Genomic DNA, 12,036 nt, shown 5'->3' with positions numbered 1-12,036 from the left:
TCGACGGCGATCTCGTCGAAGGGGTTCATCGACATCTTGACGTTGGCGGTCTCCACGCCCGAGCCGTCCGCCTTCACGCGGATCTTCACGTTGTAGTCGACCACCCGCTTCACGGGCACCAGCACCTTCATCGTCTCTTCCCCTCTCTGTGTCTCTCGGCGCTCTTCCCGGCTGTCACGCCGCCTGCTCCACCGGCAGGCTCTGCGGCCGCCAGGACGCCACGAAGTCCGGCATCGGCGGGCTTTCGTGCGGCATGCCGGCCTCGCGCAGCATCGCCGCCGGCGCCACGATGCCGCCCTTGCCGACGAACGCCCCCTGCATCACCGCCACCGCCGCGGTTCCCTGCGGCGTCTCGGCGCGCTGCTCCATGTAGAACCAGCGGTCGTCCCAGCACAGCACCCGGCTGACCACCTCGTAGCGCTGGAACGGCTTCAGCGGCCGGCGGAAGCGCATGGTGCTGGCGCCCAGCACCGGCCGCCAGCGGTTGCGCAGCATGGTTCCGGCCATCCCGGACCGCACGACGAGGTCCAGGCGACCGAGGTCCATCACGCTGAAATAGCGCGCGTTGGTCATGTGCATGTTGAGATCGAGGTCGGAAGGCCACACGCGGAACGCGACGCGCGACTCTTCCATCGGCGCCAGCCGCTTGCGCAGCAGCGACGCGACGATCACCAGCACCAGACGGAACAGCAGGTTCATGCCGTGCCTCCCAACCCTCCTTGGCGGAGGCCCGGGCGGCACGGAGCCGGCGTCAGGCCTCCAGCGGGGTGCCGCGCTCCTTGAGCGTGTTCACCACCTGCGTTTCGATATCCTTCAGCTCCGAGACGGTGGCCTCCAGGTCCTGGCGCTGCTGGGCCAGGGCGTCCAGACGCTCGCGGATACGGGCGAGCAGGACGCGCATCTGCTCCTGCTGGCTGGGGTCCACGTTGTAGAGATCCAGGTACTCCTTGATCTCCTCCAGCGAGAAGCCCAGGCGCTTGCCGCGCAGGATCAGCTTCAGCCGGGCGCGGTCGCGCTTGGAATAGACCCGGTTGTTGCCGACGCGCCGCGGCGAAAGCAGGCCCTTGGCCTCGTAGAACCGCAGGGTCCGGGGCGTGATCCCCAGTTCCTCGGCCAGCTGGTTCACCGTGTAGAGCTCATCCATGGGCGCGCGCACCTTCGTCTCCCGTTGCACCGGCTTGTCGTTGGCGTCCAGGTCATGGACGTGACGCTTTCGTAAACGTCCGAACCGCCGGTTGGTCCCTTCCTAGCACAGGAAGGGCCTGCGACAAAGTGCGCGTCCCGCTTATCCCTCCCGTTTCTGCTTCTCCTCGGCGATCAGCTCCTTCTTGGACAGCTTGCCGATGGCGGTCTTGGGCAGTTCGTCGCGGAACTCGATGTGCTTGGGCATCTCGATGCGCGACAGCTTGTCGGCCAGGAACTCCTTCAACCCCTCGGCGGTCAGCGCGGAATCCTTGCGGCGCTGCACGAAGGCCTTGGGGCTCTGGCCGCGGTAGTCGTCGGGCACGCCGATGACGGTCACCGCCTCGACCTCCGGGTGCAGGTAGACCGCCTCCTCGATCACGCGCGGGTAGACGTTGTAGCCGCCGCAAATGATCAGGTCCTTCAGGCGGTCCATCAGGAAGATGTAGCCCTCCTCGTCCATGATGCCGACGTCGCCGGTGCGGAGGTACCCGCCGACGATGGTCTGCGCGGTGTCGTCCGGCCGTTTCCAGTAGCCGGCCATGACGTGCGGCCCGGCGATCACCACCTCGCCCTTCTCGCCGACCGGCAGCGGCCTGGACGGGTCCTCCAGAGAGCGGATCTCCATGACGGCGCCGGGCAGCGGCATGCCGATGGAGCCCTCCTTGTTCACCCCGGTCAGCGGGTTGGCTGAGGACACCGGCGAGCACTCGCTGAGCCCGTAGCCCTCCACCAGCACGCAGCCGGTGACCGATTCGAACTGCCGCTTCAGCTCCAGCGGCAGCGGCGCGCCGCCGGACAGGCAGTAGCGGATCGAGGTCAGCGGGTACTTGGCAAGGTCCGGATGGCCCAGCAGCGCCTTGTACATGGTAGGCACGCCGGGGAAGAGGGTCGGCCGGCGCTTGGCGATGGTCTTCAGCACCTGCGCCACGTCGAAGCGCGGCAGCAGAACCAGTTCCACCCCCGCCGCGAGGCCGAGATTCATCACCACCGTCATGGCGAAGACGTGGAAGAACGGCAGCGCCGCCAGCATGCGCTCCTCGCCCAGCCGCACGCCGGGGAACCAAGCGGACACCTGCTGCACGTTGGCGGTCAGGTTGGCGTGCGTCAGCATGGCGCCCTTCGGCACGCCGGTGGTGCCGCCGGTGTACTGCAGCACGGCGATGGAGGTGCGCGGATCCACCGCCACCGGCTTGTATTTTCCGTCGTTGGCGAGCAGCGCGTCGAACGGCACGTGCGTGTCGTCCACCGGGATGTTCGCCAGTTCGGAGCGCTTCAGCACCTTGAACAGCCAGCCCTTCACGGTCGGCAGGATGCCGTCCATGCGGCAGACCACGACGCGCTTCAGCCGCGTGGTGCCCAGCATGGCGCCGACGCGCGGGTAGACCTGCTTCACGTCCAGCGTGACCATCAGGTCGGTCTCGGAATCCTCGATCTGGTGGGCCAGTTCGCGCTCGACGTAGAGCGGGTTGTAGTTGACCACCGTGCCGCCGGCCTTCAGCACGGCGAAATAGCAGACGACGTAGTACGGCGTGTTCGGCAGGCACAGCCCGACCTTGGCTCCCGGCCCGACGCCCAGCGCCTGGAAGCCCTTGGCGGCGCGGTTCACCAGGTCCGCCACCTCGGCGTAGGTATAACGGCGGCCGAGGAAGTCGAGGCACGGGCGCCCGGCGAATCGCGCCGCGGCGGCGTCGAACAGCTCCCCCAGCGTCTGCGGCGCGATCGGCATGGACCAATCGATGCCGTCGGGGTAATGCGCCAGCCACGGGCGCTCGACCTCACGAGTTTCGGCAGGATCATGGCGCGTCTCGGGCATCTGCTGCATACGTCACTCCCCAGTTCTTTCTCGCGCGGCCGGGGCCAAGCCCAACGCGCTCTTTATGACGTTGACGTAAACGTAAACCACGGGTACTGTCAAGCGCGTTGCACACCAACAGTCCGCACACAGAATCGGAGAAGCTTTTCATGGTCGATGAACTCGTCCGCGACATCCAGGCCCGCTCGGCGCAGTTGCGCGGCCTGAACGCCCGGGTGCGCTTCGTGCTCGGCGGCAGCGGCGACGTCATCCTGGTGGACGCCACCACGACGAACGTCAGCGTCGCCCGCGCCGACGGCGAGGCGGACTGCACGTTGCGCATCACGGCGGAGAATCTGGGCAAGCTGATCAACGGCAAGCTCAACCCGGTGCTGGCCTACACCATGGGCAAGCTGAAGGTGGAGGGCTCCACCGCCGTGGCCATGAAGCTGTCCTCCATGCTCGACGGCTGAGAGCGATTCGCGCACGCGGCATGCCCTTGACGCATTCGTCAGCGCACGCTAGCGTTGGTCCTACCAATCGGGCGTTTTTTTAGAGACGGGCGCCCGCGGCGGCGGTGCAGCAATCCGGGGCAAACTCCGGCGGCCGCGACAGCCGAGTGTTCCAAGGAGGGTTGACGGTATGCCTCACGTTGCAGGCGCCGTGGAGACAGCCGTGTCCGGCGGTCGCGCGTTCTCGCGCGCCGCCGGCCTCGCGCTCCTGATCGCGAGCTTCTGGTTCGCTGGTTCCGCCCAGGCGGCGGAGCCCAAGGTTCTCACCTACAGCATCCTGATGGACGGCAGCCCGGTCGGGCAGGAGCAGGTCCGCGTCCAGCCGCAAGGCGACACCGTAAAGGTGGACGTCACCGCCTCCACACGGGTGAAGGTGCTGTTCCTCAACTTCCGCTACGACCACGAGCGGCAGGAGGTCTGGCGCGGCGGCAAGCTCGAGTCGATGCAGGCGCGCACCGACGACGACGGCAAGCCGCACAGCATCGAGATGGCCCGCAAGGGCGACGGCTGGGCGCTGACGGTGGACGGCAAGGCGTCCACGGCCGCCGCTGCCGCCCTGCCGCTGACGCTGTGGACGCCGGAGGTGCTGAAGCGCCCGACGCTGCTCAGCGTCATCGACGCCCAGCCCTACACGGTGACCTCGCAGGCGCTGGGGCCGGAGACGGTCGACCTCGGCACCCGCAAGGTCGAGGCGCAGCACCACCGCATCAGCGGCGGCGTCGACCGCGACCTGTGGTACGCCGCCGACGGCACGCTGCTGAAGGCGCAGTTCAAGCGCAGCGGCTACGACGTGGTCTATCTGCTGAAGTGAGCGACGCGCTCGCCCCCTCCCCCGGCCGGCGCCAGCGCGTCGCGCTGTTCACCGGCATGCTGGTGGTGGCGTGCCTGTTGGCTGGCGGCTTCGCAGTCTTCGACCTGACGGTCACCGGCTACACCCACCACGCCACGGCCGAGGCGGCGGCGCTGGTAGGCTTCGGGGCGGCGCTTCTGCTGCTGCGCAGCCGGCTGCCGACCGCACGGGCCATGCTGCTGGCCATCGGCATCGCCGGGGTTCTGTTCCTCTACAAGATCTTCACCGGCCGGATGGAGGACGCGGTGCTCGTCTGGGCGCCGGCCTTCGCCGCCATGCCGATCTTCCTGTTCGGCGTGCGCAGCGGGCTGTGCTGGATCATCATCTACGACGCGATCCTGGTCGCCGGGCTGGGCGTCGCCGCGGCGTCGGGCGCGGTGACCGGGCTGACCGGGGCGGCGGCGGTCAACGCCGTCGGCGCCACCGTGGCGGTCGCCCTGGTCGTCTACTACTGCGAGTTCAGCCGCGTCGAGGCGCGTCGCCACCTGCGCGAGGCGGCGCTCACCGACTATCTGACCGGCATCCACAACCGCCGCAGCTTCGAGGCGGAGGCGGAGCGCGAATTGGCCCGCGCGGCGCGCGGCGGCCAGTTGTCGCTGGCGCTGATCGACGTCGACCACTTCAAGCGGATCAACGACCGTTGGGGGCACGACGTCGGCGACGCGGCGATCCGGCACGTGGCGGGGCTTCTGGCCGGCAACACCCGTCGGCTCGACATCGCCGGCCGCCTGGGCGGCGAGGAGTTCGGCGTGCTTCTGGTGGACGCCGAGCCGGCCGCGGCGGCGGAGACCGCCGAACGCCTGCGCCGCTGCGTCGAGGAGACCCCTTTCCCCGGCCCGGACGGCCCGCTCGCGCTGACGGTCAGCGTCGGTGTCGCTGCGGCGAAGGCGGGCACGCCGTTCCACCAGCTGTACGCACAGGCCGACCGGCGGCTGTACTGCGCCAAGGAGGGCGGGCGGAACCGGGTGGTGGCGGAGTGAGGAAGCGTGTGTACGCCCCTCACGGCGGCAGCACCGACACCTCTTCCGCCGCCGGCTTGGCCAGCGCGCCGGCGATCTGGTCGGCGAGCCAGGCGGCGTAGAGGTTGCGCGGCTCCGGCGCGAGGTGCGCGAAGTCGCAGAAGTCCCGCCGATCGTCCAGCGCCCGCGGGTAGTGCCAGACCGATACCCGCGGCAGCTCCGCGACGTCGTCCAGCGAGGTGCGCAGCGCCGCCTCCAGCCGCTCCTCCACCGCCTCCGGCCGCGGCAGGGCCAGCAGCGCCACGCGAATCCCCGCCGCCTGCGCCGCCGCCACGAAGTCGCGCACCCGCGCGTACGCCGGCGAGTCGGCGCGCAGGTCGAGCATCGCCAGCATCTCCTCCACGTACAGACCGGGATCCCCCACCCAGTCCGGCGACTCCCGCCGGGAGCAGGGCCGGCGGTACTGCAGCGCCATCTCGTCGCGCAACATGGGACGCCCACGCTCCACCATCTCGCCCAGCCGGCTCAGGTAGACGGGGTAGAAATAGCTGTCGCGCCGCTCGGCGAACAGCAGGTCGCGGTCGAGCAGCACCAGCGCCGGGCGCAGCTTCAGGATGCTCTCCAGCAGCGGCTCGAAGTCGGCGAACTGCGCCGGTTCGTTGACGATGCGCAGAAAGTGCAGCCCCGGCACGCCGCGCCGCGCCGCCAGCCGGCCCATCGCCGTCTCGTCCAGCGTGGCGTCCCGCAGCGGCGAGGAGCCGAGCGCCACCACCGCCACCGCCTTCGGAGTGCGCCACAGCCGGTCGGACAGCGCGGCGATGCGGTTGAGGTTGTAGCGCACGAACGCCTCGTCGGCGTAGCGATAGCCGGTCCAACTGGCGCCGCCCATGGCGCCGGCCATCACCAGCACGGCCAGCAGCACGATCACCGGCGCGCGCAGGCGCCGGCGCCGCGGCGGCATCGGCGGCCCATAGTGAACGGAACTGGCGTCAGCGGACGAATCGGTCATCGAGCACGCCCTCCACCCGGATCGCCGGCTTGTCCGCGGCGGCTCCGCAGCGGGCGGCCCGCACGGCGCACGGCGACGGCGCGCCCAGGGAGTCGCGCGGCAGGGCGTCCAGCACACTCAGCGTATCCGGCAGCCCCAGCAACGGGAGCCGATCGCGCAGGTGGCCGAGCAGAACCTCGCTGCGCAGCGCCCGGCGCAGCGTCACCGCGGCGTTGAGGCGTCCGTCGGCGATGTACGCCACCGCCTCCTCGACGTCGGGGTGGCTGCGCAGCGCGGCGGCGGTGCGCTCGGGGTGGACGCGGACCCGGCCGCGGCGCAGCGCCGCGGCGCGCCGGCCGACCAACGTGACGAACCCGTCCGCGTCCGCTGCCGCCAGATCGCCCGTGGCCAGCCAGCCCCCCTGCTCCGCCATCACGTGCCCGCCCTTGATCTGCAACTCTCCGACGGCTCCAACAGCGCAGGGGCGCCCTTGTTCATCGACGATGCGGTGCTCGCACCCCAAAGACCGGCCGACCGTGGCAAATCGGTGACTGTTGCCCGGCCCGGCGGCGAAGGCGGCGCCCAGCGCCTCGGCCGGGCCGTACAGCGTCACCACCCGCACACCGAAGCGCGCCTCCAACCCCCGCCAGCGCGTCTCGTCCAGCGCGCCGCCCAGCGACACGACGAAGCGGAAGGCGCCGGTGCGGAACAGGTTGGGGTCGGCGACGGCCAGACGCGCCAGCTGCGCCGGGGCGGCGATCAGGTGGCTGGCGCCGTGCCGCCGCACCCAGTCCGCCGGCAGCGTCAGCGGCGGCGGGCGGATCAGCGTCCCCCCGGCCAGCAACGCCGCCAGCAGCCCATGCGCCAGCCCGCCGGCGTGGTGCAACGGCAGCGGGTTGAACAGCCGCGCCCGCCCGTCGATCAGCAGCGCGTTCGCCACCGCCTCCACCCCGGCCGCCAGCACACCGTGCGGCACCGTCAGCGCCCGCGGCGCGGCGTGCGTGCCGGCGGTGAACAGCACGCAGGCGGTGCGCTCATCCCCCGGCGGCTCCGGCCAGTCGGCGAGCGGCGCGTAGCCGCCCAGCACCTCGGCCAGAGTCGGCACCGCCGGCGGGCGCAGCAGGCGGTCGAGCCAGCCGCGCGGCCGCAGCGCCACCACTGGATGGTCGGGCACCGCCGTGCCATCGGCGAACACCATGCAGGCGCCGTGCTCCCGCGCCAGCGCCGCCATGTCGTCCGCCGGATCGACCGACACCACGCCGATGCCGCAGCGCAGGCCGGCGATCAGCAGCTCCGGCAACGCCAGGGCGTCGGCGTCGGCGGCCAGCACGCGGTCGCCCGGCCCGAGGCCGGAGGCCTGGAGGAAGGCGGCCAGCCGGCGGGCGCGTTCGAACAGGTCCCCGTAGCGCAGCGTCCGCAGGCCGAGCAGCGCCGGCCGGTGCGCCGGCACCGTGCGCTCGATGCGGTCGAGGGCCTCGGCGAGGGGCGACGCCGCCATCTCAGGCCAAACCCTCAGGCCAGATCGCCGGGCAACGTGTCGCGCCGCACCTTGCCGTTGCTGGCCCGCGGGAAATCGACGACGACGCGCACCGCGGCCGGCGCGCCCTGCGGGCCGAACGCCTCCAGCGCCCGCTGCATGACGCGGGCAACCACACCTCCCTCCGCCACATGGGGCACGAGACGCAGATAGGCCAGCGTGCGCTCCCCGCCGTCAGCGTCGCGCACGGCGCGCACGGCGGCCTCGGCGACCGCAGGGTCGCGCTCCAGCACGCATTCGATCTCGGCGAAGGCTAGCAGGTCGCCACGCGGCGTCTTCACCGCCTCGCGCACGCGGCCGAGCAGCGCCAGTTGCCCGTCGCGCCAGCACGCCAGGTCGCCGGTGTAAAGCCAGCCGCCGCGCAGCGCCTCCGCCGACCCGACGAACCGGGTGGCGACGTTGGCGCCGTAGAGCCGCAGCTCGCCCACGGCGCCGGGCGGCAGCACCCGCGCCTCGCTGTCCACCACCTGCGCCACCACGCCGCGCGGCACGCCGAGCGCGCCCTCGGCAGCCCCGCCCGGCGGCTCCACCACGCAGACGCCGGCGGTCTCGGTCAGGCCGTAGTAGCCGCGCACCGGCGCCGGGGTGAGGGCGCGCAGACGCTCCGCCGCCGCCACCGGCAGCGGCGCGCCGGTGCACAGGATCAGCCGCAGCCCCTCCAGCGGCTGCCCGGCCGCAGCCAGCGCCTTCAGGCAGGCGGGGACGGTGCTCAGCACGCTCACGCCGGCGCGCCGGCACAACTCGACCGCGGCGGCAGGGCGCCGCCGCTCCGCCCCGGCGGGCAGCACCGCGGCGGCACCGGTCAGCGCGGTCAGCACCAGCGGGTTGCGCAGGCCGCTGACGCTGTGCCCCTCGGCCAGCGTGAGCACGCGGTCGCCGGCACGGATTCCGTAGGTCTCGGCCAGCAGCCGGGCGGTGCGGACCAGCGCGCCGTGCGTCAGTTCCACGCCCTTCGGCTCGCCGGTCGTGCCGGAGGTGAAGAGGATCACCGCCGGGTCGTCCTCGCCGACCTGCGCCTCCACGTCGGAGCCTTCGCCGGCCAGCCACGCCGCGAAGCGGTCGGGCGCGCCGTGCGGGGCGTCCAGCACCACCAGCGGCCGGCGCCCGGCGCGCGCGCGCCCGGCGCGGGCGGCGTCGGCGAAGACCAGTGCCGGCCGCACCGCGTGCAGGGCGCGCAGCAGCGCCGCCTCGCTCCACGCCGTGTCCACCACCGCGACGACGACGCCCAGCCGCACCGCCGCCCAGAACAGCAGCGCCGTTTCGACGCCCGGTTCGGCCTGCACGACGATCCGGCTGCCCTTCGACAGGCCGGCGGCGGCCAGCCGGCGCGCGATGGCCTCGACGCGCCGCCCGGCCTCGGCGTAGCCCAGCGGCGCGCCGCCGGAGGGCAGCAGGAACGGCCGGCCGGCGTGCTTCGCCACCGCCTCGGCCCACACGCGCGCCAGCGTTTCCCGGCGCACCGCGGCGCGCGGCGCCGGGCGCAGCGCCACCAGCCCGGCCTCGCTGAGCGGCGCGACCTCTTCGAGCACCGCGCCGGGCGACAGGCCGAGCCGGGCCGCCGTGTCATCCAGCGTGGCGCCGCGCGCCGCCCAGTAGAGGATCTCGACCTGCCGGCCGCGCAGGTCCCGTCCGCCCGCCCGGCCCTGGTGCAGGTCGAGCGCGTCCAGGTCCGGCACCGTCAGCGCCGCCGCACCGGCCGGCGCGCCGGCTTCCGTGGGGCGCCGATAGACGGGGGCCTTGGCCTGGGGAATCCTGTGCATGCGCGGCGTTTCCTCGATTCAGGGCTTTGCAACGCACTTAACGCGCCGCAGCACCGCCGCGCCACGCGGCATTGGAGGAGGCCGCCCGACCCGGTCGGGGTCATCCGGGCGACAGCATTCCCATTGAATCGCCGATGCCGTTCAGCCACCCTATGACCGCGTTCCGCGCAAGGACCGATCAGGAAGGGCATAGAGGGCATGAGCACGGAAATCCGTACCTTCCGCATCCCCGACTCCGATGCCGACCCGGCGCAGGCGGAGCTGTCGGCCTTCCTGCGCACGGTGGAGGTGGAGCGCATCGACACCGCCTACGCCGACGGCGCGTGGCGGGTGCTGGTGCTGTTCCAGGACCTGCGCCGCAAGGAAGAGTCGCTGCAGATCGAGACGGCCATCGCCGCCGCGCTGAACGGCTGGCGCGACCGCATCGCCGCGCAGGAGGGCGTGCCGCGCGACGCGATCCTGCCCGACGACCTAGTGCCGGAGATCGCCCGCTACGCCCCCACCACCGAGCACGAGCTGGGCGTCCTGGTCGGCAGCCGCGACCTCGACATCGGCCCGCACGGGGCGGAGATCGTGGGGGTGGTGCGCTCCACGCTGGAAGACCTGATCGATTAGCCTCTACCGCTTCGCCGGAACCAGCATCACCAGCGTCAGCGCCGCGACGACCAGCGTCAGCCCGGCGATCTCGCCGGGGCCGACGCGCTCGCCGGTCAGGAGCGCGCTGGAGAACACGCCGATCACCGGGATCGCCAGCGTGCCGATGGACGCGAGGCTGGCCGGGAAGATCGCCACCACCCGGAACCACGCCCAGTAGCAGTAGATCATCGGGATCAGCATCGCATAGAACGCCCCGGCCAAGCTCGGCCACGAGGCGGTCAGCAGCGTCTCCGGCCGCCCCGCCACCGCCCAGCCGGCCAGCACCGGGATCCCGCCCAGCACGATCTGCCAGCCGGACAGCGCCGCGGTGCCCATCCCCCAGCGCCGCGCCTTGACCACCACGGTGCCGGCGGCCCAGGACGCCGCAGCGGCCAGCATGAACACGGCACCCCACGGCGCGGCGCCGATCCGTCCGACCTCCGGCACCAACAGGAAGCCTAGGCCGGCGACGCCCAGCGCCAGCCCGGCGACGCGCGCCCGGGTCAGCCGCTCGCCCAGCAGAGCCACGCCGAACAGCGAGGCCCAGACCGGCATGGTGAAGGCGATGATCGACGCCCGCCCCGCCCCCATGAAGGTCAGCCCGAACGCCGTGCCCAGGTGCCAGCCGGTGACGTTCAGCAGCGAAGCCAGAAGCAGCGGCATCAGGTCGCCACGCGGGATGGCGATCCGCCCGCTCCCGCTCAGCCGCGCGATCAGCAGCAGCCCGCCGCCCCCGGCCGCAAGGCACAGCATGCGGAAGGTCCACGGGTCGATGTCGGTCACCGCCAGCTTCATCGCCGGCCAGTTGACGCCCCAGAACAGCGTCAGGCTGGCCAGCAGGGCGATCCCCTCGCGCGCGGGGCGGTCCTGCGCGAGGGCGGGCGGCGGCAGGGGGGCGGCGTTGTCACGCATGGCGGGTTCCCGGTTCGGCACACCACAAGACTAGGGCGTAGGAGCCCAACCGCCCAGCATACGCCGGTGCATCGCTGGCATGCGGCCTACCCCCCGCCGCTATGCCCCAAGCCATGCGCCGAAAGCGCTGGGCCACGTTGACTCAAGGCTGGATTTCCGCCGCCGCGCCGCCGTGACAGCATGACTTCAGGGGTTTCGCAGTGCAGCACCCATGTTCGACATGAGCGATGACCAGAAGAGCAGACGCCGCATGCCCGACTACCGCGCCATGGCCCGCCACCTCGCCTCCCTCAGCGCCGAAGCCGCCGAGATGGCGCGCCGCAACGGCGACCCGCGCTTCGCCGCGCTGGCCGAGCGGCTGAAGACCTGCTCCGACCAGATCCGCACCGACACCGCCAAGCGGTGAGTCGCGCTCAAGCCTGCTCCACCTTCAGCACCACGCCGTCCACGGCGACCACGCGCACGGTGGCGCCGGCCGGCAGGTCGGGCCCCTGGACGGTCCACGAGGTGTCGCCGACGTGGGCGCGGCCATGGCCGTTGACGATGGCGGTCTCCAGGGTGTGCAGGGTGCCGATGTACTGCTCGGCCCGGCGGTTCAGGTGGTTCGGCGCAGCGTGCAGCCCGGCCCGGCGGTAGATGGCGCGTCCGGCCAGCACCGCGGCGATGGCGAGCGCCGCGAACAGCAGCAACTCCCCCTCCCAGCCCAGGCCGGGATAGACCAGCAGCACCACGCCGACCACGCCGGCGGCGATGCCCAACCACAGGAACGCCGCGCCGGGCGCCCAGATCTCGACCACCGCCAGCGCGACGGCGATCACCCACCAGTGCCAGAACTCGATCATCGCCGGACGGCTCCCCCACGGGACTGCCGGCAGGATAGCGGGAAGCCGGGACGGCGTCAGCGG

Annotated in this window: 13 protein-coding genes and 1 pseudogene; 5 read left to right on the top strand and 9 right to left on the bottom strand. The window is 72.2% G+C overall.

Annotated elements, in window-relative coordinates; genetic code table 11:
- The 4 genes and pseudogenes from TSO221_RS36410 to TSO221_RS15190 form a co-directional block, all read right to left on the bottom strand.
- Window positions 1-131: pseudogene (locus TSO221_RS36410) on the bottom strand (electron transfer flavoprotein subunit beta/FixA family protein); the annotation flags it as partial.
- Between the two features lie 43 nt (window positions 132-174).
- Entirely contained in the window at window positions 175-699 is a 525-nt protein-coding gene (locus tag TSO221_RS15200) for a thioesterase family protein (protein ID WP_109119352.1), read from the bottom strand.
- A 52-nt stretch (window positions 700-751) separates the two neighbouring features.
- A complete protein-coding gene (locus tag TSO221_RS15195) occupies window positions 752-1,144 on the bottom strand; it encodes a MerR family DNA-binding transcriptional regulator (protein WP_109119351.1) in 393 nt (130 codons plus the stop codon).
- Between the two features lie 141 nt (window positions 1,145-1,285).
- Window positions 1,286-3,007, bottom strand: a complete 1,722-nt coding sequence (locus tag TSO221_RS15190; protein WP_247878064.1) for a long-chain fatty acid--CoA ligase — start codon at window positions 3,005-3,007, stop codon at window positions 1,286-1,288.
- Window positions 3,008-3,147: 140 nt separating this feature from the next.
- Between TSO221_RS15190 and TSO221_RS15185 the strand changes: the two genes are divergently transcribed.
- The 3 genes from TSO221_RS15185 to TSO221_RS15175 all read left to right on the top strand — a co-directional run bounded on the left by TSO221_RS15185 (window position 3,148) and on the right by TSO221_RS15175 (window position 5,319).
- Window positions 3,148-3,450, top strand: coding sequence for an SCP2 sterol-binding domain-containing protein (locus TSO221_RS15185; RefSeq protein WP_109119350.1), 303 nt, complete (start codon window positions 3,148-3,150; stop codon window positions 3,448-3,450).
- Window positions 3,451-3,652: 202 nt separating this feature from the next.
- On the top strand, window positions 3,653-4,300 hold the full coding sequence (locus tag TSO221_RS15180) for a DUF6134 family protein (protein WP_247878063.1): 648 nt from the start codon (window positions 3,653-3,655) through the stop codon (window positions 4,298-4,300).
- Window positions 4,297-5,319: a GGDEF domain-containing protein gene (locus TSO221_RS15175; RefSeq protein ID WP_109119349.1), complete on the top strand. Its 1,023-nt coding sequence runs from the start codon at window positions 4,297-4,299 to the stop codon at window positions 5,317-5,319. The genes TSO221_RS15180 and TSO221_RS15175 overlap by 4 nt, the downstream gene beginning before the upstream one ends.
- Window positions 5,320-5,338: 19 nt before the next feature.
- Here the strand turns inward: TSO221_RS15175 and TSO221_RS15170 are convergent, their stop codons facing one another.
- Genes TSO221_RS15170 through TSO221_RS15160 form a run of 3 tightly spaced genes read right to left on the bottom strand, consistent with a single transcriptional unit; the run spans window position 5,339 to window position 9,583 of the window.
- A complete protein-coding gene (locus tag TSO221_RS15170; protein ID WP_109119348.1) occupies window positions 5,339-6,307 on the bottom strand; it encodes a hypothetical protein in 969 nt (322 codons plus the stop codon).
- Window positions 6,288-7,784, bottom strand: coding sequence for a class I adenylate-forming enzyme family protein (locus TSO221_RS15165; protein ID WP_109119347.1), 1,497 nt, complete (start codon window positions 7,782-7,784; stop codon window positions 6,288-6,290). The genes TSO221_RS15170 and TSO221_RS15165 overlap by 20 nt, the downstream gene beginning before the upstream one ends.
- A 14-nt stretch (window positions 7,785-7,798) precedes the next feature.
- Window positions 7,799-9,583 carry an AMP-binding protein gene (locus tag TSO221_RS15160; protein ID WP_109119346.1) on the bottom strand — a complete coding sequence of 595 codons (1,785 nt, stop codon included), beginning with the start codon at window positions 9,581-9,583 and terminating at the stop codon, window positions 7,799-7,801.
- Between the two features lie 198 nt (window positions 9,584-9,781).
- On the opposite strand from TSO221_RS15160, the gene TSO221_RS15155 reads away from it, so the two are divergent.
- Window positions 9,782-10,198, top strand: a complete 417-nt coding sequence (locus TSO221_RS15155) for an HRDC domain-containing protein (protein ID WP_109119345.1) — start codon at window positions 9,782-9,784, stop codon at window positions 10,196-10,198.
- A 3-nt stretch (window positions 10,199-10,201) separates the two neighbouring features.
- Here the strand turns inward: TSO221_RS15155 and TSO221_RS15150 are convergent, their stop codons facing one another.
- A complete protein-coding gene (locus tag TSO221_RS15150) occupies window positions 10,202-11,131 on the bottom strand; it encodes a DMT family transporter (protein ID WP_109119344.1) in 930 nt (309 codons plus the stop codon).
- Between the two features lie 250 nt (window positions 11,132-11,381).
- Here TSO221_RS15150 and TSO221_RS35430 point away from each other — a divergent pair, with 250 nt between their 5' ends.
- Window positions 11,382-11,537, top strand: coding sequence for a hypothetical protein (locus TSO221_RS35430; protein WP_158284101.1), 156 nt, complete (start codon window positions 11,382-11,384; stop codon window positions 11,535-11,537).
- A 7-nt stretch (window positions 11,538-11,544) separates the two neighbouring features.
- Here TSO221_RS35430 and TSO221_RS15140 read toward each other — a convergent pair whose 3' ends face one another.
- A complete protein-coding gene (locus tag TSO221_RS15140) occupies window positions 11,545-11,973 on the bottom strand; it encodes an NfeD family protein (protein WP_109119342.1) in 429 nt (142 codons plus the stop codon).
- Window positions 11,974-12,036: the final 63 nt, after the last annotated feature.

It is taken from the genome of Azospirillum sp. TSO22-1 (genome assembly GCF_003116015.1).
GTDB lineage: Bacteria > Pseudomonadota > Alphaproteobacteria > Azospirillales > Azospirillaceae > Azospirillum.
Note: the sequence above shows the minus strand (reverse complement) of the source record. Positions and strands in the feature narration are given on the sequence as shown.